The 22,789-nt window shown below is 68.2% G+C and carries 20 protein-coding genes; 11 read left to right on the forward strand and 9 right to left on the reverse strand.

The window, feature by feature from the left end; translation table 11 throughout:
- The first annotated feature begins 115 nt into the window (after positions 1 to 115).
- The 5 genes from KHO18_RS21750 (at position 116) to KHO18_RS21770 (ending at position 6,281) form a co-directional block, all read left to right on the forward strand.
- Positions 116 to 628, forward strand: a complete 513-nt coding sequence (locus tag KHO18_RS21750) for a formate dehydrogenase subunit gamma (protein WP_144197341.1) — start codon at positions 116 to 118, stop codon at positions 626 to 628.
- A complete protein-coding gene (locus KHO18_RS21755; RefSeq protein WP_211943883.1) occupies positions 625 to 2,181 on the forward strand; it encodes a formate dehydrogenase beta subunit in 1,557 nt (518 codons plus the stop codon). The genes KHO18_RS21750 and KHO18_RS21755 overlap by 4 nt, the downstream gene beginning before the upstream one ends.
- A gap of 93 nt (positions 2,182 to 2,274) precedes the next feature.
- Positions 2,275 to 5,151 carry a formate dehydrogenase subunit alpha gene (gene fdhF / locus KHO18_RS21760; protein WP_211943884.1) on the forward strand — a complete coding sequence of 959 codons (2,877 nt, stop codon included), beginning with the start codon at positions 2,275 to 2,277 and terminating at the stop codon, positions 5,149 to 5,151.
- 4 nt (positions 5,152 to 5,155) lie between these two features.
- Positions 5,156 to 6,025 carry a formate dehydrogenase accessory sulfurtransferase FdhD gene (fdhD, locus tag KHO18_RS21765; RefSeq protein WP_211943885.1) on the forward strand — a complete coding sequence of 290 codons (870 nt, stop codon included), beginning with the start codon at positions 5,156 to 5,158 and terminating at the stop codon, positions 6,023 to 6,025.
- A gap of 7 nt (positions 6,026 to 6,032) precedes the next feature.
- The gene (locus KHO18_RS21770; RefSeq protein WP_144197345.1) at positions 6,033 to 6,281 is read left to right on the forward strand and encodes a formate dehydrogenase subunit delta; all 249 of its coding nucleotides are present in this window, start codon (positions 6,033 to 6,035) and stop codon (positions 6,279 to 6,281) included.
- A 1-nt stretch (position 6,282) separates the two neighbouring features.
- Here KHO18_RS21770 and KHO18_RS21775 read toward each other — a convergent pair whose 3' ends face one another.
- The 4 genes from KHO18_RS21775 to KHO18_RS21790 form a co-directional block, all read right to left on the reverse strand.
- Complete coding sequence (locus tag KHO18_RS21775; protein WP_211943886.1) at positions 6,283 to 6,753, reverse strand: MgtC/SapB family protein; 471 nt, start codon at positions 6,751 to 6,753, stop codon at positions 6,283 to 6,285.
- Positions 6,754 to 6,855: 102 nt separating this feature from the next.
- Complete coding sequence (locus KHO18_RS21780) at positions 6,856 to 7,551, reverse strand: transglycosylase domain-containing protein (RefSeq protein ID WP_211943887.1); 696 nt, start codon at positions 7,549 to 7,551, stop codon at positions 6,856 to 6,858.
- A gap of 55 nt (positions 7,552 to 7,606) precedes the next feature.
- Positions 7,607 to 8,656: an Ldh family oxidoreductase gene (locus tag KHO18_RS21785; RefSeq protein ID WP_144197347.1), complete on the reverse strand. Its 1,050-nt coding sequence runs from the start codon at positions 8,654 to 8,656 to the stop codon at positions 7,607 to 7,609.
- Between the two features lie 36 nt (positions 8,657 to 8,692).
- Complete coding sequence (locus KHO18_RS21790) at positions 8,693 to 10,204, reverse strand: DASS family sodium-coupled anion symporter (protein ID WP_211943888.1); 1,512 nt, start codon at positions 10,202 to 10,204, stop codon at positions 8,693 to 8,695.
- A gap of 310 nt (positions 10,205 to 10,514) precedes the next feature.
- Between KHO18_RS21790 and KHO18_RS21795 the strand changes: the two genes are divergently transcribed.
- Positions 10,515 to 11,276: a tyrosine-protein phosphatase gene (locus KHO18_RS21795; protein WP_144197349.1), complete on the forward strand. Its 762-nt coding sequence runs from the start codon at positions 10,515 to 10,517 to the stop codon at positions 11,274 to 11,276.
- A 27-nt stretch (positions 11,277 to 11,303) separates the two neighbouring features.
- Here the strand turns inward: KHO18_RS21795 and KHO18_RS21800 are convergent, their stop codons facing one another.
- Positions 11,304 to 12,527, reverse strand: a complete 1,224-nt coding sequence (locus tag KHO18_RS21800) for an acetate/propionate family kinase (protein WP_211943890.1) — start codon at positions 12,525 to 12,527, stop codon at positions 11,304 to 11,306.
- A 40-nt stretch (positions 12,528 to 12,567) separates the two neighbouring features.
- Positions 12,568 to 13,536 carry a phosphate acetyltransferase gene (locus tag KHO18_RS21805; protein ID WP_211943892.1) on the reverse strand — a complete coding sequence of 323 codons (969 nt, stop codon included), beginning with the start codon at positions 13,534 to 13,536 and terminating at the stop codon, positions 12,568 to 12,570.
- Between the two features lie 275 nt (positions 13,537 to 13,811).
- Between KHO18_RS21805 and KHO18_RS21810 the strand changes: the two genes are divergently transcribed.
- From KHO18_RS21810 to KHO18_RS21825, 4 genes are all read left to right on the forward strand, one after another.
- Positions 13,812 to 16,100, forward strand: a complete 2,289-nt coding sequence (locus KHO18_RS21810; RefSeq protein ID WP_144197352.1) for a DUF3141 domain-containing protein — start codon at positions 13,812 to 13,814, stop codon at positions 16,098 to 16,100.
- A gap of 13 nt (positions 16,101 to 16,113) precedes the next feature.
- Positions 16,114 to 16,893, forward strand: a complete 780-nt coding sequence (gene fabI / locus KHO18_RS21815; RefSeq protein WP_211943893.1) for an enoyl-ACP reductase FabI — start codon at positions 16,114 to 16,116, stop codon at positions 16,891 to 16,893.
- A gap of 42 nt (positions 16,894 to 16,935) precedes the next feature.
- Positions 16,936 to 17,178: an RNA recognition motif domain-containing protein gene (locus KHO18_RS21820; protein WP_144197354.1), complete on the forward strand. Its 243-nt coding sequence runs from the start codon at positions 16,936 to 16,938 to the stop codon at positions 17,176 to 17,178.
- A gap of 93 nt (positions 17,179 to 17,271) precedes the next feature.
- Entirely contained in the window at positions 17,272 to 18,078 is an 807-nt protein-coding gene (locus tag KHO18_RS21825) for a TOBE domain-containing protein (RefSeq protein ID WP_211943896.1), read from the forward strand.
- Here the strand turns inward: KHO18_RS21825 and KHO18_RS21830 are convergent, their stop codons facing one another.
- The 3 genes from KHO18_RS21830 to modA are packed head-to-tail and all read right to left on the reverse strand — an operon-like array spanning position 18,079 to position 20,331.
- Positions 18,079 to 18,804: an ATP-binding cassette domain-containing protein gene (locus tag KHO18_RS21830; RefSeq protein ID WP_149136586.1), complete on the reverse strand. Its 726-nt coding sequence runs from the start codon at positions 18,802 to 18,804 to the stop codon at positions 18,079 to 18,081. It abuts the gene before it with no gap.
- Between the two features lie 13 nt (positions 18,805 to 18,817).
- Positions 18,818 to 19,534 (reverse strand): molybdate ABC transporter permease subunit, encoded by a 717-nt coding sequence (gene modB, locus KHO18_RS21835; protein ID WP_144197357.1) that lies wholly within the window; start codon positions 19,532 to 19,534, stop codon positions 18,818 to 18,820.
- Positions 19,535 to 19,575: 41 nt separating this feature from the next.
- Entirely contained in the window at positions 19,576 to 20,331 is a 756-nt protein-coding gene (gene modA, locus KHO18_RS21840) for a molybdate ABC transporter substrate-binding protein (protein ID WP_144197358.1), read from the reverse strand.
- 242 nt (positions 20,332 to 20,573) lie between these two features.
- Between modA and KHO18_RS21845 the strand changes: the two genes are divergently transcribed.
- Entirely contained in the window at positions 20,574 to 22,670 is a 2,097-nt protein-coding gene (locus tag KHO18_RS21845) for a bifunctional 2',3'-cyclic-nucleotide 2'-phosphodiesterase/3'-nucleotidase (RefSeq protein WP_211943897.1), read from the forward strand.
- The last annotated feature ends 119 nt before the right edge of the window (positions 22,671 to 22,789 follow it).

Here is a 22,789-nt window from a genome sequence, read left to right on the forward strand (position 1 = left end):
TCACGGGCTTATAGTCGCAAAAAGGCCCAAAGAGCCAGCTGTGAAACCCCGGAATATGAAATAAATAGCCTATATGGCCGCCGGGGCCAGAACGATGACAAGCACGGAGACAACCATGCCGGACATCCCCAATCCCATTACCCGCATCGTCGATGCCCGGCGCGACATGCCGGGCGCGCTGCTGCCCATCCTGCACGAGATTCAGGACAGCCACGGCTTTATTCCCGCCGATGCGGTGCCGGTCATCGCCAAGGCGTTGAATCTCTCGCGCGCCGAGGTGCACGGCGTGATCACGTTCTATCACCATTTCCGCGAGCAGCCGGCAGGCCGGCACGTGGTGCAGGTCTGCCGCGCCGAGGCGTGCCAGTCCGTGGGCGCCGACGCGCTGGCCGCGCACGCCAGCCGGGCGCTGGGTTGCGGCTTCCACGAGACCACGGCCGATGGCCGCGTTACGCTGGAGCCGGTCTACTGCCTGGGCCAGTGCGCATGCGGCCCGGCGGTGATGATCGGCGAACAGCTCCACGCGCGCGTGGATGCGAAGCGCTTCGACGCGCTGGTGGCGGCCCTGCCTGCATCCACCGAAGCCAGTGAAGCCATCAAAGCCACCGAGGCGGAGGCCCAGGCATGAGCACGACGATCTTCGTCCCGCGCGACTCCACCGCGCTGGCCCTCGGCGCCGACGACGTGGCGCGCGCCATCGAACAGGAAGCCGCCAGCCGTGGTGCAGACGTGCGCATCGTGCGCAATGGCTCGCGCGGCCTGTTCTGGCTCGAGCCGCTGGTCGAGGTGCAGACCGCCGCAGGCCGCGTGGCCTACGGCCCAGTGTCCGCCAGCGATGTGCCCGGGTTGTTCGAGGCCGGCTTCCTGACTGGCGGCACCCACGCGCTGGCCCAGGGCCTGACCGACGAGATCCCGTTCCTGAAGAAGCAGGAGCGGCTGACCTTCGCGCGGGTGGGCATTACCGATCCGCTCTCGCTCGACGACTACATCGCCCATGAGGGCTACGCGGGGCTGACCCGCGCGCTGGCCATGGCGCCGGCCCAGATCGTCCAGGAAGTCACCGACTCGGGCCTGCGTGGCCGGGGCGGCGCGGCGTTCCCCACCGGCATCAAGTGGAAGACCGTGCTGGGCGCCGCGTCGGACATCAAGTACATCGTCTGCAATGCCGACGAGGGCGACTCCGGCACCTTCTCCGACCGCATGGTCATGGAGGACGACCCGTTCATGCTGATCGAGGGCATGACGATTGCCGGCCTCGCCGTGGGCGCCGAGCACGGCTATATCTACACGCGCTCCGAATACCCGCACGCGATTGCCGTGACCGAGGCGGCCATCGCCCTGGCCACGCAGGCCGGCTGGCTGGGCGACGACATTCGCGGCAGCGGCCGGCGCTTCCACCTGGAAGTGCGCAAGGGCGCCGGCGCCTATGTCTGCGGCGAGGAAACGGCGCTGCTGGAGAGCCTGGAAGGCAAGCGCGGCGTGGTGCGCGCCAAGCCGCCGCTGCCGGCCATCGAAGGGCTGTTCGGCAAACCGACCGTCATCAACAACGTGATTTCGCTGGCCACGGTGCCGGTGATCCTGGCGCGCGGCGCCACCTTCTACCGGGACTTCGGCATGGGCCGCTCGCGCGGCACGCTGCCGTTCCAGCTGGCCGGCAACGTTCTGCAGGGCGGGCTGGTGGAGAAGGCGTTCGGCATCACGCTGCGCGAGCTGCTGGTGGACTACGGCGGCGGCACGCGCAGCGGCCGGGCCATCCGCGCGGTGCAGGTTGGCGGGCCGCTGGGCGCCTACCTGCCCGAGTCGCGCTTCGACACGCCGATGGACTACGAGGCCTTCGCGGCCTTCGGCGCGGTGGTCGGCCACGGTGGCATCGTCGTGTTCGACGAGACCGTGGACATGGCCAAAATGGCCCGTTACGCCATGGAGTTCTGCGCGATCGAGTCCTGCGGCAAGTGCACGCCGTGCCGCATCGGCTCCACGCGCGGCGTGGAGGTCATCGACCGGATCATTGCCGGCGAGCAGCCGGTGAAGCAGGTGGCGCTGGTGCGCGACCTCTGCGACACCATGCTCAACGGCTCGCTCTGCGCGATGGGCGGCATGACGCCGTACCCGGTGCTGTCCGCGCTGAACGAGTTTCCGGAGGATTTCGGCCTCGCGCCGAAGCCCGCCAAGGCCGCCTGAGCCCGATCACCGAGCCGGATCACCGAGCCAGATCAAAGAACGACGCGCCCCTCAGGGGCGCGCAGCCCTACGAAGTTTGACGGGAGACATCCCTTGAACGCACGCGACGATTTCGATTTTGGAACCCCCGCCAGCCTGTCCGAGACGCAGGTGACGCTGGAGATTGACGGTGTGGCCGTCACGGTGCCGGCCGGCACCTCGGTCATGCGGGCGGCGGCCGAGGCCGGCGTGGGCGTGCCCAAGCTGTGCGCCACCGATTCGCTGAAGTCCTTCGGCTCGTGCCGGCTCTGCCTGGTGGAGATCGAGGGGCGGCGCGGCTACCCGGCCTCGTGCACCACGCCGGTGGAGGCGGGCATGAAGGTCCGCACCCAGAGCGACAAGCTCGGCGACCTGCGGCGCGGCGTGATGGAACTCTATATTTCCGATCATCCGCTCGACTGCCTGACCTGCCCGACCAACGGCAACTGCGAACTGCAGGACATGGCCGGCGTGGTCGGCCTGCGCGAGGTGCGCTACAACGACGGCGCCAGCGCGGTGCCGGTGGCCACGCACACGGCGCTGGCCAAGGACGAATCGAACCCGTACTTCACCTACGATGCCTCCAAGTGCATCGTCTGCAACCGCTGCGTGCGCGCGTGCGAGGAGACCCAGGGCACCTTCGCGCTGACCATCAGCGGGCGCGGCTTCGAGTCCCGCGTGGCGGCCGGCACGAGCCAGTCGTTCATGGAGTCTGACTGCGTGTCCTGCGGCGCCTGCGTGCAGGCCTGCCCGACCGCCACGCTGACCGAGACGTCGGTCATCAAGCTGGGTCAGGCATCGCACAGCACCGTGACCACCTGCGCCTACTGCGGCGTGGGCTGCTCGTTCAAGGCCGAGATGAAGGGCAACGAGGTGGTGCGCATGGTGCCCTACAAGGACGGCCAGGCCAACGAGGGCCACGCCTGCGTGAAGGGCCGCTTCGCCTGGGGCTACGCCACGCACAAGGACCGCATCCTCAAGCCGATGATCCGCGCGAAAATCACCGACCCGTGGCGCGAGGTGTCGTGGGAGGAGGCCATCGGCTACGCGGCCGCGCAGTTCAAGCGCATCCAGGCCGAGCACGGCAAGGATTCGATCGGCGGCATCGTCTCGTCGCGCTGCACCAACGAGGAAGGCTATCTGGTGCAGAAGCTGGTGCGCGCCGCCTTCGGCAACAACAATGTCGATACCTGCGCCCGGGTTTGCCACTCGCCCACCGGCTATGGCCTGAAGACCACGCTGGGCGAGTCCGCTGGCACGCAGACCTTCCGCTCGGTGGCCAAGGCCGATGTGATCATGGTCATCGGCGCCAATCCGACCGACGGCCACCCGGTGTTCGCCTCGCGCATGAAGAAGCGCCTGCGCGCTGGCGCCAGGCTGATCGTGGCCGATCCGCGCCGCATCGACCTGGTCGATTCGCCGCACATCCGCGCCGACTTCCACCTGCAGCTGCGCCCCGGCACCAACGTGGCGCTGGTCACGTCGATGGCGCACGTGATCGTCACTGAAGGGCTGCTGGCCGAGGCGTTCATCGCCGAGCGCTGCGAGGACCGCGCGTTCCAGCAGTGGCGCGACTTCGTGGCGCTGCCCGAGAACTCGCCCGAGGCGATGGAAGCCGTGACCGGCGTGCCGGCCGACCAGCTGCGCGGCGCCGCCCGGCTCTACGCCACCGGCGGCAACGCGGCGATCTACTACGGGCTGGGCGTGACCGAGCACGCGCAGGGCTCGACCACGGTGATGGGCATCGCCAATCTCGCCATGGCCACCGGCAACATCGGCCGCGAAGGCGTGGGCGTGAATCCGCTGCGCGGGCAGAACAACGTGCAGGGCTCGTGCGATATCGGCTCCTTCCCGCACGAGCTGCCGGGCTACCGCCATGTGTCCGATTCGACGGTGCGCGGCGCCTTCGAGGCCGCCTGGAATGTCGAGATCAACCCGGAGCCGGGCCTGCGCATCCCCAACATGTTCGAGGCGGCGCTGACCGGCTCGTTCAAGGGGCTGTACTGCCAGGGCGAGGACATCGTGCAGTCCGACCCGAACACGCAGCACGTGGCCGAGGCGCTGTCGTCGATGGAATGCATCGTCGTGCAGGACATCTTCCTGAACGAGACCGCCAAGTACGCCCACGTGTTCCTGCCGGGTTCGTCGTTCCTGGAGAAGGACGGCACGTTCACCAACGCGGAGCGCCGCATCTCGCGCGTGCGCAAGGTCATGCCCCCGAAGGGCGGCTATGCCGACTGGGAGGCCACCATCCTGCTGGCCAACGCGCTGGGCTACCCGATGCACTACAACCATCCGTCCGAGATCATGGACGAGATCGCGCGGCTGACGCCGACCTTCTCGGGCGTGAGCTACCAGAAGCTCGACGCGCTCGGCAGCATCCAGTGGCCGTGCAATGCCGACGCGCCGAGCGGCACGCCGACCATGCACGTCGATGCCTTCGTACGCGGCAAGGGCAAGTTCATCATCACCAAGTACGTGGCGACCGATGAGAAGGTCAACCGCAAGTACCCGCTGATCCTGACCACGGGGCGCATCCTGTCGCAGTACAACGTGGGCGCCCAGACGCGGCGCACCCACAATGTGCACTGGCACGACGAGGACCGGCTGGAGATCCATCCGCACGATGCCGAGGAGCGTGGCATCAAGGACGGCGACTGGGTGGGCGTGCAGAGCCGCGCGGGCGAGACGGTGCTGCGCGCCATCGTCAGCGAGCGGATGCAGCCGGGCGTGGTCTACACCACGTTCCACTTCCCCGAGTCCGGCGCCAACGTGATCACCACGGACAACTCGGACTGGGCCACCAACTGCCCGGAGTACAAGGTAACGGCGGTGCAGGTGATGCCGGTGGCGCAGCCGTCGTCCTGGCAGCGCGAGTACCAGGCGTTCAACCGCGAGCAGCTGGCGCACCTGCGCGCGGCCACCGAGCCGGTGCAGGCATCGGCGGAGTAGGGCGATGAAGCGCTGCATGGTGCCGTACGAGACCGCGCCTGATGAGGCTGGGGAGACCGCCGAGGCCGGCGAGATCCCCGCCACCCAGCAGTCGATGGCGGTGACGCGCTGGCGCGGTGGAGAGGCGACGGCGGAGATCGACCATATCGCGGAGGAAGTGCCGGTGGCGCTGGAGTACAACGGCGTCTCGCACGCGGTGATGCTGGCCACGCCGGCCGATCTGGAAGACTTCGCGCTGGGCTTCAGCCTGAGCGAGGGCATCGTGGCGGCGCCGAGAGATGTCTACGGCATCGACGTGGTCACGCGTCCGAACGGCGTGGCCGTGGAGATCGAGATCGCCAGCGAGGCGTTCGTGGCCCTGAAGGCGCGGCGCCGCGCGCTGGCCGGCCGTACCGGCTGCGGGCTGTGCGGCACCGAATCGCTCGACGAAGTCATGCGGGCGCCGCACGCGGTGCAGAGCGAGGCCTCCTTCGACCCGGCCATGCTGCACGCCGCCTTCGCCCAGATGCAGCGCCGCCAGGCCCTGCTGCGCGACACCGGCGCCACGCACGCGGCAGGCTGGCTGCGCGCCGATGGCGAGGTATCGCTGGTGCGCGAGGATGTGGGCCGGCACAACGCGCTCGACAAGCTGGCAGGCGCGCTGGCCCGTTCGGACGAGGATATCGGGCGCGGCGCGGTCATCGTGACCAGCCGCGCGAGCTATGAGATGGTGCTGAAGACGGCCGCCATCGGGGCGGGGGTGCTGGCAGCGGTGTCCGGCCCCACCGCGCTGGCGGTGCGCCTGGCCGGGACGGCCGGCGTCACGCTGGCGGGATTCGTGCGCGCGGGCGGCCTGGTCGCCTACGCGCATCCACATCGACTACGGATGGCTTAGACCTGTCATGCACATCGACAACCTGATCAAGATGGCTAACCAGATCGGCGGCTTCTTCGAAGCCATGCCGGACCGCGACGAGGCGCTGGCCGACATCGCCAGCCACCTGAAGCGCTTCTGGGAGCCGCGCATGCGGCGCGCACTGCTGGCACACGTGGACGCGACGGATGGCGGGGAAGGGCTTGACCCCATCGTGCAGGCGGCTGTGGCGCGGCATCGGGAGAAGCTGGAGATCACGCTGCGGGCCACCGCGTGACCTACTTCTTGAGCCGATACAGCACCTGAAGAATCACCAGGCCAAACAGCGTGCCGACAACGGCCGTGCTCTCGCGGCCGAGGCCGCAAGCCACGCCGATGGCGGCCACGGTCCAGATGCTGGCGGCCGTGGTCAGGCCCTGGATGTCTTCCTCGCTGTTGAGCTTGATGATGGCGCCCGCGCCCAGGAAGCCGATGCCGGACGCCACACCCTGAAGCACGCGGCTCATATCCGCAACCGGCATGCCCGCCATGAGCGGCACGAGCACGAACAGCGCCGAACCCAGCGCCACGAGCATGTGGGTGCGCAAGCCGGCGGCCTTGCCGGCCGCTTCCCGCTCGAACCCGATCAGCCCGCCCAGCACGATGGCGAGCGTGAGCCGCGTGAGAATGCGGGTCAGTTCCGCGACATCGGGGATATCGGCAAATTCCGAACGCAGCGTGCTGTAGACCTCTCCCCAGATTCCATCCATGGCGGGCTCTCCGTGGTCGTGATGCGGGGAGGCTAGCACGCAGGGCGCGGCGCGCGCAGTCGGGCGCTGGCTGACAGGGGAAGTGCCGAGGTCAGCCCAAATTCAGCGCAGGCGCAGCGGCTCGAGCAGCGCGGCGTCGTACTGGGCGCGCGAGATACGGCCCAGTTCCATCATCCGCAGCAGGATATAGGTCTGCCGCTGGCGCGCCCGGCGCGGATTGACCACGGGATTGTTGGCCGATGGCGCCTTGGGCAGGCCGGCCAGCATCGCGCATTCGGCCAGCGTGAGTTGGGCCACGGGCTTGCTGAAGTAGGTCTGGGCGGCCTCGTCGAAGCCATAGGCGCCCTGGCCCAGGTAGATCTTGTTCAGATAGATCTCAAGGATTTCGTCCTTGGTCAGCGCGCGCTCGATCCGGTAGGCCATCAGCACTTCGTAGAGCTTGCGCGTGTAGGTCTTCTGGCGCGACAGGAAGAAGTTGCGCGCCACCTGCATGGTGATGGTGGACGCGCCCTGGGAGAGGTCGTCGGAGAGATTGGCGATGCCGGCCCGCATCACGCCAACGTAGTCCACGCCGTCATGGAGATAGAAGCGGTCATCCTCGATGGCCACCACCGCCTCGCGCAATGCGGGCGGGAACTGGCGCAGTTCGACATAATCCGGCGTCTTGCGGAACGCGGTCAGGGAGTCGAGGGATGGCAGCTGGCGGTCGGCAACCAGCACCGCGAAGGCGATGAGCAACGCACCGCCGAGCACGGCGAGCAGGGCGAGTTTGACGAAGGCGGACCAGAGGCGTTGCATGGCGCATATTTTGCCATGGGTCCGATGACGATTCGGAAATTGCCGACCGCCGGGCTTATTCCGTGGGTACGGTCACCCCAAGCGACCGCGCCAGTCCCTCCAGATTGCGCCAGATATTGGGATTGATCTCCAGGTGCGTGGCCGCCGCCGCGCGGTTGGCCGCTTCGTACTCGCCCGGGTACTGGACGGCATCGAAGCCGGGCGCCGGTGGCGTGTCGTGCAGGTAGTTGACGAATGCCTCCACCTCGCCGCGCTCCCAGTTCAGGCCGAGATCGAATTCAGGATTGACCAGCACCGCGAACAGGTTGTTGGTCGCCACGCCACCGCGCGGGTTCTCGGGCTGGATCGTCCCGCCGCCGGACAGCACGCCGGCCAGCAGTTCCGCCACAACGCCCAGCGCGTAGCCCTTGTGTGCCCCGAACGGCAGCAGCGCGCCCGGCCGCTCACCGAACATGACCGAGGCGTCGTCGGTCGGGTTGCCGTCTGCATCGATGATGCTGTGCTCGGGCGCCGGCTCGCCCTTCTCGGCCAGCACGCGCGCCTTGTTGATGGCGATGGCGCTCGTGGCGATATCCACCACGAGCGGCGGCCGGCCGTTCGGCATCGGTCCGGCGAAGCAGAGGGGATTGGTGGTCAGGCGCGCCACGCGGCCGCCATAGGGCGCCACCACCGGCGGGCGGTTGATGACGTTGGTGAAGCTCAGCAGCACCAGCCCCGCCGCGGCGACCATCTCGCCATAGTGGCCCATGCGCCCCAGGTGGTGGGAGCGCCGCAGCGTGACGATGCAGTGCCCGTGCTGGCGCACCCGCTCGATGGCTTGCACCATCACAACCTTGCCCACGTGCTGGCCGAAGCCGCCATGGCCATCGAAGACCATCAGCGAATCGCGGTCGAGCACGCACTCGGCGCGGCCTTCGGCATTGACGCTGCCGCCTTCCAGCGCACGCCGGTAGTTCGGCAGGATGGAGATCCCGTGGCTGATATAGCCGCAGCGGTCCGATTCGACGAGGTGTTCCGCCACGTCTTCCGCGATGTCTTCCGGCACGGCCTGGGCAACGAGGATGTCACGCGCCAGCCGACGCGCCGATTCGAGCTTGAGTTTCATGATGAGGGCGCTCTTGTTATGGCATGGCGATGGCGATCAGACCCAGCCGAGCCAGCGCCAGTACGTGGCCGCGAAGACCAGCATCAGCCCATAGCCGATGATCGTCAGCGGAATGCCCACGCGCGCGAACTGCCGGCCGTTGAAGGTGTCCGTGCCGAGGCAGACCATGTTCTGCGGCGCGTTGATCGGCAGGATGAAGCCGAAGCTGACCGTGAAGCCGAGCAGCATGGTCATGCCGACCTTGTTGATGTCGCCGGGCAGGGTTTGGAGTACAGAGATCAGGATGGGCAGCAGCGCGGCGGTGAGCGCCGTGGCACTGGCGAACCCCAGGTGGATCAGGATCAGGAACGCGGACAGCACCGCGAAGACCATCAGCACGCCATGGTCGGCGAGGCCGGAATGCGTGACCACGAACTTGCCGAGCCACTGGCCGGCCTGCGTGGTCAGCAGCGCGGTGCCAAGGCTGATGCCGACGCCGAACACGATCAGCGTGCCCCAGGGGGTGCGCTGCTGCATGGTCTTCCAGTCCATCACGCCAAAGCGCGGCAGCATCAGGATCACCAGGCCGACGAAGGTGATGGTCGCGGTATCGAAGCGGTGCAGCTTGCCCTCGGTCGCCCAGAACATCAGCAGGCCGATGGCGACGGCGGCGAGGCGCTTCTGCGGCCCGGTCATGGGCCCGAGCGCGGCCAGTTCACGCTGCACGGCTTCCTTGCCGCCGGCAATCGCGTTGGTTTCGGGCGGCAGCAGCCAGCGCACGAGGAAATAGAGCACCACCGACATGACAAGCGCCCACGGCGCGCCGGCGATCAGCCATTGCAGCCAGGTCACGCGCTCCCCGAGCAGCTTGTCCATGAAGCCGGCGGTCAGCAGGTTCTGTGCGGCGGCAGTCTGGATGCCGACGTTCCACACGCTGGTGGCCATCGCCACCATGATCATGATGCCGGCAGCGGTATTGGACTTCTTGTCCACGCCGAACGCGGCAATCACGCCCATCATGATCGGCACCGTACAGGCGCTGCGCGCCGTGGCGCTGGGCACGACCAGGCTCAGGATGATCGTGACGGCGATGGTGCCGATGAGGATGCGGCGCGTGCTGGTGCCGATGGCGGAGAGCGTGACCAGCGCGATGCGCCGGTCGAGCCCCGTCACGGTCATGGCGGCCGAGATGAACAGCGCGGCCGCCACCAGCGCAAGCGCCGTGTTTGAGAAGCCGGCCAGCGCCATGCCCAGCGCGCGCGAGGTGCCGTAGTTGACCGATGGATCGGCCACCGTTGGCGCGAAGCCGATCAGGCCCGCCATCAGCGAGGTGATCATGATCGCGCTGGTCTCGTAGGTCACCGCCTCGGTGATCCACACGACCACCGCGAAGGCAAGGATGGCGAGCATGCGCTGCCCGGCGACGGGAAGCCCTTCTGGCGTGGGTATCAGGAGTACCGCGACGAGCACGGCGAGGGCGAGGTACAAGCCCCAGTGGAGGGTCGACTTTGGGGTGACGGGCGCCGAGATGGCGGCGGCGGGAGCAGCAGAGATATGCGAGTCAGGCATCTTTTACTTCCAAAGTGGATGAGCCTGTCGACGCGGTCGTCACGCAGGATCGCCGCGGTCGACTCATGCATTATGAGAAGCGTGCCCGCCTGTGCCAAGGGATTGCGTCAGCGTGAATTGTCCAGGATCAAGTCTCTGCGAGGTCAGGGACTGCGGACGACACACCGCGCGTCACGGTGGCGCAACGGGTTGCTGACATCGGGCGATTTCCGATGGCGCTGCGCGGCCTCGATCTGAAATAATTGGGGGCGATGTTGAAATCTTTTCGAACCGCCTTAACCGCCTTAACCAACGCTAACCGGACACCGACATGGTGACTCACCCAACACACATCCGTCCGTGCCTGCCGCTGGAAACAATCAGCAATGCACGTGACCTCGGTGGCCTCGTCGGCGCGCTTGGGCGCCGCGTGCGCCACGGCAAGCTGTTCCGCAGCGGCAATCCGGCGCTGGCCAGCGTGGCGGACCTGGACCGCCTCCATGCGCTGGGCCTCGACATGGTCATCGACTTCCGCTCGGCGGGCGAGAAGTCCCCGCAGGAGGCCGCCTTCGGTGAGCGCTTCCGCTGGATTCCGGTGCCCGTGCTGGAGGGCAGCATGGCGATGGACGTGCTGATGCCGCGCCTGCGTGACAGCACGCCGGGCCAGGTCCACGCCTTCATGGTCGATGTCTACCGCGATTTCCCGGTGCGCTACCGCGACGCGTTCGCCGGCTTCCTGCGCAACGCGGAGGCGGGCGGCACGCTGTACTACCACTGCACGGCCGGCAAGGACCGCACCGGCTTTGCGTCGCTGCTGCTGCTGTCCGCGCTCGGCGTGGCGCGTGACGACATCGTCGCCAATTACCTTGAGTCGAATCACTGGAACCGCCGCTTCAACGAGGCGATCCTCGCGCGCACCGACGCGCTGGGCGTGCCGCCCGACGTCATCATGCCGCTGCTCGACGTGCGGCCGGAATACCTGGAGGCATCGATTGCCGCCATCGAGCAGGCGCACGGCGGCCTGGAGGCTTACATTGCCGATGGGCTAGGCGTGGACATCGACCGCCTGCGCAGCCACTATCTGGAAGCCTGAGCGCCGCCGCTACCGCCACTACCGCCGCTATAGTCCGCCGCGCTCGCGCAGGATGCGCGCGGTGGACAGCGCGATCATGCCTTCCTCGTCGGTCGGCAGGACCAGCACGGGCACGCGGCTGTCGTCGCGGCTCACGCGCTGGGTGTTCGCGGCATTGGCCTGCGCGTCCAGCCGGACGCCGAACAGCCCGTCAAGGTAGGCGCAGATGCGCGTGCGCACCTCGGCGGAGTTCGCCCCGATGCCCGCCGTGAACACCAGCGCATCGAGCCCGCCCAGCGTGACGGCCAGCTTGCCGATCTCCTGCGCGGCGCGGTAGGCGTAGAAGTTCACCGCCAGCACCGCGCGCGGGTCGTTGCTGGCCAGCAGGACGCGCATGTCGCTGCTGATGCCGGAAATCCCCTTGAGACCCGACTGGCCGTACAGCATGGCCTGGATCGCGTCGGCTTCCATGCCCTGCGCGGCGAGCCACAGTACCGCGCCCGGGTCGATGTTGCCGCAGCGCGTGCCCATCGGCATGCCGTCCAGCGCGGTCAGCCCCATCGTCGATTCCACGCTCCGGCCTTCGCGCATCGCGCAGAGGCTGGCGCCGTTGCCGAGATGCGCCACGATGACGCGGCCCGCCGCGAGATCCGGCGCCACCTGCCGCAGCCGGCGCGCGATATACGCATACGACAATCCGTGAAAGCCGTAACGGCGGATGCCGCGCTCGTAGTACTCGTACGGCAGCGCCATCAGTTGCGCGAGCGGGTCGTGGCCGGCGTGGAAGGCGGTGTCGAAGCACGCCACCTGCAACAGTTCCGGCACGGCGGCGCGCACCGCGCGGATCGCCGTCAGGTTGTGCGGCTGGTGCAGCGGGGCGAGCGGCACGAGGGCTTCGAGCCGCGCGATCACGGGGTCGTCGATCGCCACCGCATCGGCGAAGTCCGCGCCGCCATGCACCACGCGATGGCCCACCGCCACCGGCGGCGTATCGCGCAGGCCCACGCTCAGCGTCAGCCGAATCAGGCGGAAGGCGGCGTCGTGGTCGGCCACCTGCTCCACGGGAAACTGCTCGTCGGCCACGACGCGGCCGTCAGCCATGCGTGCGGTCAGGCGCGGCGCCACGCCGATGCCCTCGATCTGCCCGTGCGCGGCCAGTTCGGGCTGGATATCGACGTTGTGGTGCGCCGACTCGGGCACCACGTAGATGGAAACCTTCACGCTCGACGACCCGGCGTTGACGACGAGGATCACGGGATGGACGGTACTCAAGATGATTCTCCTGGCGACAGTCTTCGCGCTCGCATCGCGCTCAGGCGGGCACGGCGGCGGCGGTGCGGCGCGCGTGCGCAAGCAGCACGGCGATGGCGCAGCTGCCGATGCGCGCGCGTACGCTGTCGGCGCGGCTGGTCAGGATGATCGGCACGCGCGCGCCCAGCACGATGCCGGCGGCCTCGGCGCCGGCCAGGAAGGTGAGCTGCTTGGCCAGCATGTTGCCGGCCTCGAGGTCGGGCACCAGCAGGATGTCGGGGTCGCCGGCCACCTCGGAGTGGATGCCTTTGGTGTCCGCTGCCGCCTTGCTGATGGCGTTGTCGAAGGCCAGCGGGCCGTCGAGGATGCCGCCTTCGATCTGTCCGCGCCGGCTCATCATGCACAGCGCCGCCGCGTCGATGGTCGACGGGATCTTGTCGGTTACGGTTTCCACGGCGGAGAGGATCGCTACCTTGGGCGTCTCGATGCCGAGCACGCGTACCAGGTCGATGGCGTTGCGCACGATGTCGGCCTTCTCGTTCAGCGTGGGGAAGATGTTGACCGCCGCGTCGGTGATGAACAGCGGCTTGTGATAGTTGGGCACGTCCATCGCAAACACGTGCGAGAGGCGCCGGCCCGTGCGCAGGCCGTTCGTCGAGCTGGCCACCGCATGCATCAGTTCATCGCTGTGCAGGCTGCCTTTCATCAGCAATTCGGCCTCGCCCGCGCGCACCGCTTCCACGGCACGCGCGGCGGCGGCGTGGCTGTGCGGGACGTCGATGATCCGGATGCCTTCCAGCGACAGGCCGTGTTCCACGGCCACATGGCGGATGCGGACTTCGGGGCCGATCAGCAGCGGCACGATCAGGCCAAGCCGCGCGGCCTCGAGCGCGCCATCGAGCGAACTGTAGTCGCACGGATGGGCCACGGCGGTGGGAATGGGGGGCAGGCCCGCGCAGCGCGCGAGCAACTGGGCGTATTTGTCGCCGGTGGGGGGCAACGCGGACGGGGCCAACGTAGGTGTGAGCATGGGCAGCGTTCCCTGGAACCAATATTCTGGAATCGGGCAGGCATCCCCCGGGGGCCAAGGATGCTGCATTGCGCAAACGGTATCTGCGAGTATAGGCCGGACGACGATGACACGCCAGCGTCATATCCGGCGCGGAAATTGCACGAATCTGCGACGTCGGTTGTCTTCGCCCGCCGAGGCTGGTAGATTTTTACTTGCTGCATCGCAGCAGGCGCCTTGTACGCCGCTGCGACCCGTCTGACCACCTCTACACCTTCCCAGAGGGGAGAATCGGAATGAATGCACGCCAACCCGCCGGGAGCGGTCTCGCTCCTGCGCAAGATGCTCCCGCATCGCCTTCGCCGTTTCCTGATCTCTCGGCAATCTCCGCTTACGCTGCCCATCCCCTGGCCCAGGCCGCCTGGGAGTATGGCGTCGACGCCTGGCAGCGCAGCATCCTGTTCCTCGATATCCTGCGCCGGCGCGGCAACGAGACTGCCGAGCATGAGCGCGGCGGCATGCCGCCCGTGCTGGTGTTCGAGCATGAAGTGCTGATGGACGGGCGCGACATGCCCAAGCCCGTCAACTACGCGCTGCTGCGCATCGTGCCGCCGGACGCGAATCCGACCGATCCCGACAAGCGCCCCTTCGTGGTGATGGACCCGCGCGCGGGCCACGGCCCCGGCATCGGCGGCTTCAAGGAGGACAGCGAGATCGGCAACGCCATCCGTGGCGGCCATCCGTGCTACTTCATCACTTTCTTCCGCGATCCCTGCCCGGGGCAGACCATCGAGGACGTGGCGCGGCTCGAGGCCAGCTTCCTGAGCGCGGTGGCCGAGCGCCATCCGAACGCGCCGGGCAAGCCGTTCGTGGTCGGTAACTGCCAGGCCGGCTGGGCGCTGCTGATCCTGGCCGCTGCCGCGCCCGACGTGACCGGCCCGATCCTGCTGGCCGGCGCGCCGGTGGCGTACTGGTCCGGGGTGCGCGGCAAGAATCCGATGCGCTACAGCGGCGGCCTGCTCGGCGGCTCATGGCTCTCCTCGCTGGCCGCCGACATGGGTAACGGCCGTTTCGACGGCGCGTGGCTGGTGCAGAACTTCGAGAAGCTCAACCCGGCCAACGCACTTTGGGAAAAGCTTTACAACGTCTACGCCAAGGCCGACACGGAAGGCCCGCGCTTCCTTGAGTTCGAACGCTGGTGGGGCGGTCACTTCCTGATGAACCGCGAGGAGATCGACTGGATCGTCCAGAACCTCTTCGTCGGCAACCACCTGACCGCCGGCGAGATCCACAGCACCGACGGCCAGACCCTGATCGACCTGCGCAACGTGCGCTCGCCGGTGATCGTGTTCGCGTCCTGGGGCGACAACATCACGCCGCCCCAGCAGGCGCTGAACTGGATTCCCGATCTCTACGCGAACGTGGACGAGATCGTGGCCAACCAGCAGACCATCGTCTATTGCCTGCATCCGTCGATTGGCCACCTCGGCATCTTCGTCTCGGCCAGCGTGGCCAACCGCGAGCACACCGAGCTGTTCTGTGCGCTCGACCTGATCGACGTGCTGCCGCCCGGGCTCTATGAAGCGAAGATCGAGGACGTGGCGCCCGGTACCTCGCACCGCGACCTGATCGAGGGCCGCTATCTGGTCCGCTTCGAGCGCCGCACCATCGACGATATCCTCGCGCTCGACGATGGCCGCGAGGACGAGCGCCCGTTCGAAGTGGTGCGCCGCGTGGCAGAGATCAACCAGCATCTGTACGACACCTACGCGTCGCCGTTCGTCCGCGCCGCCGCCACCGAAGTCACCGCCGAGGCGATCCGCGAGACCCATCCCGCGCGCATGGAGCGCAAGCTCGCCAGCGATACCAATCCGCTGATGGCCTGGGTGGGCGCGCTGGCGCCGATGGTGCGCGAGCACCGCCAGCCGGTATCGGCCGACAATCCGTTCCTGGCGATGCAGACGGCGATGTCCGACCAGATCGTCTCGATGCTGAACCAGTACCGCGACGTGCGCGACGCCTGGCAGGAGCAGTGGTTTGAATCGCTCTACGCCACGCCGTGGCTGCCGGCGATGCTCGGCATGGAGACCACGGTGCGGCGCGCGGAGTCGCCGGCCATCCTGGCGCTGCGCGCGGAGGTGGCCGAACTGCGCAAGCGCGAGGCGCTGGCGCACATGGGCGATGGCACCTCCCTGGACGCTTTCACGCGCATCCTGGCCTACGTGACGCAAGGCAAGTCCGCCATCGAGGAGCGGCCGTTCAACCTGCTGCGCAAGCTTGCGCGCGAGCACCCGCCGGAGAAGCGCGTCACGCTGGCGCAGTTCAAGGACGCGGTCTGGCGCCAGAACTACGTGGTGAGCCTCGATGCGGACGCGGCGCTCCAGGCGCTGCCGGCCCTGGTGCCGGACATGAAGGAGCGCCGCCGCGTGATGGTGCTCGCGCATCGCGTACTGACCGTGGGCGGGCCGCTCGATGACGACTGGCTGGCGCGCTACCGCCAGGTGGCGGCGGTGCTCGGCGCGGACCACAGCAGCCCGGCCACGCGCGACGCCGAGGCCGGTGCAGCTGCCGATTCCGCTACCTGAGGAGGGCCGCGCCATGGTGCAGGTACCCAATCCGCCGCTGGCCGGCGCCCGCGTGCTGGTGGTGGGCGTGGCCAATGAAGACTCGATTGCCTGGGGCTGCGCGCGCGCATTCCGCGAGCTGGGCGCCGAGATCGCCATGACCTATCTCAACGACAAGGCGCATCCGCACGTCGCGCCGCTGGCGGCGCAGGTCGACGCCTCCATCTTCATGCCGCTGAACGTGGAGGACGACGCGCAGATGGCCGCGCTGTTCGCCCGCATCACCGAGCAATGGGGCCGGCTCGACGCCATGGTGCATTCGGTGGCCTTCGCGCCGAAGGCCGACCTCCAGGGCGGGCTGCTCAACTCGTCGGCCGAGGGCTTCGCCCGGGCGATGGACGTGTCGTGCCACTCCTTCATCCGCATGGCCCGCCGCGCGGTGCCGTTGATGACCGCAGGCGGCACGATGTTCGCGATGAGCTACGACGGCGCCAACCGCGTGGTGCCGAACTACAACCTGATGGGCCCGGTGAAGGCCGCGCTCGAGGCCAGTTGCCGCTACCTCGCGCACGAACTGGGGCCACAGGGGATCCGCGTGCACGCGATCTCGCCCGGGCCGCTGAAGACGCGCGCGGCGTCCGGGCTCAAGGACTTCGACCTGCTGCTCGCGGAGGCCGCCGGCCGCGCGCCGCTCGGCGAGCTGGTCGACATCATGGACGTGGGCTTCGCCACGGCCTTCCTGGCCACGCCATACGCGCGCCGGCTGTCCGGCAACACGGTCTACGTGGACGGTGGCGTGCACATCATGGCGTAGCGCCGGCGGCGCAAGACTTATCGGCAATCAGGAGAGGCTGCAATGCAGGTATTGATCCGTGGGCTGCATCGGGATGTGACCGAGGACATGCTGCGGGACAAGCTCAAGGGCTACGCGTCCGTGAACTCGGTGGAACTGGTGCGCGATGGCGATCCCAACCACCCGTGGGCCTGGGTGGATCTGGCGGTGGATCCGTTCACCGCATGGCGCCTGCTGCGCCAGTTCGACAGGCAATACTTCGCCGGCAGCGTGATGCGCTGGTACATCCCGGCGCACCAGAGCTGAGGAGGATGGCGGGGATGGCGGGGGGGCAGGGAGGTCGCCGGAGGGGCCGCTTCGCAGTACCATAGCCGCACCTCGGCAAACGTACACCTCCACATGCTAGAACTCCAAGGCGCCATCTGGTTTCGCGCCGGCACGCAGGACTGGGGCGGACGCGACCGCATCGCGCTGCTGGCCGCGATTGGCGAGCATGGCTCGATCACTGCCGCCGCGCGTGCCGTGGGCCTCAGCTACAAGGCCGCGTGGGACGCCATCGACGCCATGAACAACAGCGCCGGCGAGCCGCTGGTCTCGCGCGCCGCCGGCGGCAAGGGCGGCGGCGGCACGCGGCTGACCGAACGCGCCGAGCGGCTGATCCGCACCTATCGGGCGATGGAGACCGAGCACGCGCGCTTCGTCGCCTATCTCGACAAGCTGGGCGGGGCGCTTTCCGAAGCCAATCCCGATGACATCCACCTGATGAGACGCCTCATGATCCAGACCAGTGCCCGCAACAAGCTGTTCGGCCGCGTGGCCGCCGTGCGCGGCGGGGCGGTCAATGACGAGGTGACGCTGACGCTCGCCGGCGGCCAGCAGGTGGTGGCGACGATCACGCACGAGAGCGTGGAGACGCTGGGCCTGGCGCCCGGCGCCGAGGCGTTTGCGCTGGTCAAGGCTTCGTCGGTGCTGATCGGGCTGCCCGATCCGGGCATGCGACTGTCCGCGCGCAACCAGCTGCCGGGCATGGTGGCGCGCGTGGTGCCGGGTGCGGTGAATGCCGAGATCGTGCTCGACCTCGATGGCGGCGGCACCGTGGCGGCCATCATCACCAATGGCTCGCTGGCCGACCTGGGGCTGAAGGAGGGCACCCGCGCCCTGGCGATTTTCAAGGCCTCCAGCGTGATCCTCGGGACGATGGCCTGACTAGATGGCGTGCGCCGGCTGCTGCGGGGCGTAGACCGGCGGATGCTGGCGGCCGCGCCCGCCGCCGTGAATGTGGCCGTCGCGGATCTCCAGTACGTGGTCGCCCAGCACCTCCACGTCCTTCGGGTCGTGCGAGATGACGACCATCGGCACGTCCAGGCTCTCCTGCAGCGCGCGCAGCTCGGCGCGCATGCGCGTGCGCAGCGCGGGGTCCAGGGCCGAGAACGGCTCGTCCAGCAGCACGATGTCCGGCTGCGCCACCAGCGCGCGCGCCAGTGCCACGCGCTGCTTCTGTCCCCCTGAAATCTGGATCGGATACTGGTTGACGATCTCGCGCAGCCCGAACGCATCGACCCAGCGCGCGGCCTCGGGCGGCAGCGCGCGGCGCGCCGGGTTGCGCCAGCCCTTGCTGAGGCCGAACGCAATGTTCTGGGCCACGGTCAGGTGCGGAAACAGCGCGTAGTCCTGGAACAGGTAGGCCACGCGGCGCTCCTGCGGGCGCACATCCACGCCGGTCTCGCTGTCGAACAGGATGCGGCCGTTCAGGACGATGCGGCCGCTGTCGGGCGCCAGCAGCCCGGCAATCGCGCGCAGCGTCAGGCTCTTGCCGGCGCCGGACGGGCCGAACATGGCGATGCGCCGGCTGTCGGAATCGAAGTCGATGTCGAGCGCGAACTGGCGGTCGGCCGTGACAATGCGCTTGCGGATGGTGACGTGCATGCTCATGGCGATCTCACCGTCAGCGCGTGGCCGGGCCGCGCCGGAAACGGCGCCGCTCGTAACTGTCGCCAATGCCGCGCGCGGCCGGCGGCACGAGCCGGCCGGCAATCACCAGCAGCAGCACGCAGGTGACCGACGTCACCAGCACCAGCAGGTTGGCGGTGTTGTCGTCGCCGGCCTGCACCGCCTCGTAGATGGCCACGGACAGCGTCTGGGTGCGGCCCGGCAGGTTGCCGGCGATCATCAGCGTGGCGCCGAACTCGCCCAGCGCGCGCGCGAAGGCCAGCAGCACACCGGCCACGATGCCGCGCAATGCCAGCGGCAGCGTGACACGGAAGAAGATCCCGGTCTCGGACACGCCCAGCACCCGCGCGGCGTTCTCAAGCTGGTGATCCACCCCCTCGAAAGCAGCCCGCGCGGACTTCAGCACCAGCGGGAACGCCACCACCGTGGAGGCCAGCACCGCGCCCTGCCACGTGAAGACCAGCGTGATGCCGATGGATTCGAGCCAGGCGCCGAACACGCCGCGCCGGCCCACCAGCACCAGCAGGTAATAGCCGAGCACGGTGGGCGGCAGCACCAGCGGCAGGGTCAGGATCGCGTCGACGATATCCCGCGCCGACGAGCGCCAGCGCGCGATGCCATACGCCGCCGCCACGCCCAGCACGGCGTTGAGCAGCGTGGCCCAGCCCGCTACCTTCAGCGAGAGCAGCAGCGGAGTCCAGATGCCGTCCATGTCGATGTGGGATGTGGGATGTGGGATGTGGGGCAGGGGGCTTACGGCTTCTGGAAGCCGTACTTCGCCAGCACGGCCTGGCCATCCGGCGACAGCACGTACTGCACGAAGCTGGCGGCCTGCGTCGGCTGCCGGGTCTGCGCGGTGATGGCGATGGGGTAGGTCACCGGCGTGCGGTTCGGCACGCGTACGGCCACTTTCACCTTGTCCGGCATGATGGCGGCGTCCGTGGCGAACACGAAGCCGGCATCCACCTCGCCGCGCGCCACGTAGTCCAGGCTCTGGCGCACGTTCTGCGCCGGCACGCCCTTGGCGGAGACGGCTTCCCAGAGGTTTTCGGCCTCCAGCGCGCCCTTGGTGTAGCGGCCCACTGGCACCGACGACGGATTGCCATAGGCCACGCGCTTCACGTCCGCACGGGTCAGGTCGCGCAGTGCGCCAATGCCGAGCTTGCTGTCGGCCGGCACGATCAGCACCACCTGGTTGGCGGCGAAATCCTTGCGCGAGGCCGGCTGGATCACCTTCTCGGCCTCGGCGCGGTTCATCGCGTCCTGGTCGGCGGAGGCAAACACGTCCGCCGGCGCGCCGCGCACGATCTGCTGCATCAGCACGTCCGAGGCGCCGAAGTTCAGGACGACCTTGGTGTCCGGGTGCCCCTTCTCGTACTGCTCGGCCAGCGTCTTGAACGCGTTGGTCAGGCTGGCGGCGGCCGACACCACGAGGTCGGCGGCAAATGCGGAAGGCGCGCCAAAGGTCAGGGCTGCGGCAAAGACGGTGCGGCGGAGGAAGGGTGTCATAAGAGGTGGACAGGTCGCCTGGACGGCACAGGCGCAATATAAGTTGCTATATAGCGCTACGTCAATCCGCCGGTCGTATAGCCAACTTCATCCGGATCGAATAGTCCAGTCGGGCTATATGTGTCGTAAAAAACACATTTCGATGCAGCCGGTGGCTGTCACAGCGTTGACGCCTTGGCTCACCAAAATTCCCAGCGCAGCAGCAAACAACAAAAAACAACGCGAAAAGGGAATCCGAGACCATGTCACACCGCATCTCCCCTCTGCAGTCCGCTACCCTCGCGGCGCTCCTGGCCGGCACGGTGGCCTTGGTGGCCGCGTGCGGCGCCGATGACGATACCCCGGCCTCCGGCGGCGGCAATGGCGGCAATGGCGGCAATGGCGGCACCCCGGCGGCCACGGTGCCGGCCGGCACCAAGGCCACGCTGGCGCTGCTGGAAACCACCGACCTCCACACCAACGTCCGCAGCTACGACTACTTCAAGCTGGCCGATGACCCATCGCTCGGCTTCGAGCGCGTGGCCACGCTGATCAAGGCGGCGCGGCAGGAATTCCCGAACAGCCTGCTGCTGGACAACGGCGACACCATCCAGGGCACTGCGCTGTCCGACTACCAGGCGCTGGTGAAGCCCGTGGCCTGCAGCGAGACGCTGGCGATGTACAAGGTGATGAACGACGCCGGCTACGACGGCGGCGGCATCGGCAACCACGAGTTCAACTACGGCCTGCCGTACCTGAGCCAGGTCACGGGCAGCCGCTTCAATGTCGATGGCCTGCCCGAGCCGGGCACGCAGACGGTCTGCGCCGGGCCGAAGTTTCCGCAGGTGCTGGCCAACGTCTACAGCGTGAAGACCCGCGCGCCGCTGTTCCAGCCCTACGCGATCCTGACCAAGACGGTCACCGCCACGGGCCCGGACGGCAAGCCGGTCACCGCGCCGCTCAAGGTCGGCATCATCGGCTTCGCGCCGCCGGCCATCCTCGCCTGGGACAAGCGCTGGCTCGACGGCAAGGTCTATACCGAAGGCGCGGTGGAAACCGCCCAGAAGTACATCCCCGAGATGCGCGCCAAGGGCGCAGACCTGATCGTGGTGATCTCCCACGGCGGGCTGGACAACTCGACCTACTCGCCGGACATGGAAAACGGCAGCTACCACCTGTCAAAGGTGGCGGGCGTGGACGCCATGCTGATCGGCCACTCGCACCAGATCTTCCCGGACGCCGCCAGCACCGTGCCGCAGTTCAACCTGCCCGGCGTGGACAAGGTCAAGGGGACGGTCAACGGCGTGCCGACCGTGATGGCCAACTACTGGGGCAAGCACCTGGGCGTGATCCACCTCGCGCTGGCCTATGACGGCAGCAAGTGGTCGGTGGACCGCGCCGGCACCACGGTCCAGGCGCGCTCGATCCAGAACGCCGACAAGACCTATGTGGCGGCGGACGCCACCGTGGCCGCCGCCATCGACACCGAGCACCAGGCCACCATCCAGTACGTGAAGACGCCGATCGGCGCCACGAACTACCGCATGTCGAGCTACTTTGCCGATGTGGGCGACCCCGGCGCGATCCAGATCGTCAACATGGCCCAGGCGCAGTACGTGAAGGACTACCTCACCGCCAACCTGCCCGCGCTGGCCAGCCTGCCGGTGCTGTCGGTATCCGCGCCGTTCAAGAGCGGCTTCGGCGGCGGCAGCGACTACACCGACGTCTCGGCCGGCAATCTGGCGATCAACAACGCGGCCGACCTGTACCTGTATCCGAACACGGTCTACGCGGTGAAGGTGAATGGCGACGAGGTCAAGGCGTGGCTGGAGACGGCCGCCAGGCGCTTCAACCAGATCGACCCGGCGCTGGCCACGGACCAGCAGCTCATCAGCAGCTTCCCGGGCTACAACTTCGACATGTTCACCTCGGCGGACATGCAGTACGAGATCGACGTCACCCAGCCGGTGGGCAGCCGCATCAAGAACCTGACCTACCAGGGCGCGCCGGTCACGGCGGCCATGTCGTTCATCGTCGCGACGAACAACTACCGCGCCAGCGGCGGCGGCAACTTCCCGGGGCTGGACGGCACGAAGACCGTGTACGCCTCGCCGGACGCCAACCGCGACGTGCTGATCGCCTATATCAAGAACGCGGCGAATGTGACGCGTGCGGCGCACGGCGGCGCGCGTAGCTGGCGCTTCACGCCAGTGGCGACGGCCGGCAAGGTGGTGTTCAGCTCGGGTGTGGGCATGCTCCAGCAGGCGGTCGATGCGGGCCTGACCAACATCACGCTCGACAAAGCCGACGATGGCTCGAACAAGAACCTGTCGCAGTACAAGATCGACCTGAGCCTCTGATGACCGCCGCTACTGTCGCCGCCCCGTTTCCCCCGTCCGTCCGCCGCCGCCGGGCCCATCCGCTGTCCGCCGCCGCGCTGGTGGCGGTGACGGTGGCCGCAGCCGGCGTGGGCGGTGCC

The sequence above is a fragment of the Cupriavidus campinensis genome, assembly GCF_905397395.1.
Taxonomy (GTDB): Bacteria; Pseudomonadota; Gammaproteobacteria; order Burkholderiales; family Burkholderiaceae; genus Cupriavidus; species Cupriavidus campinensis.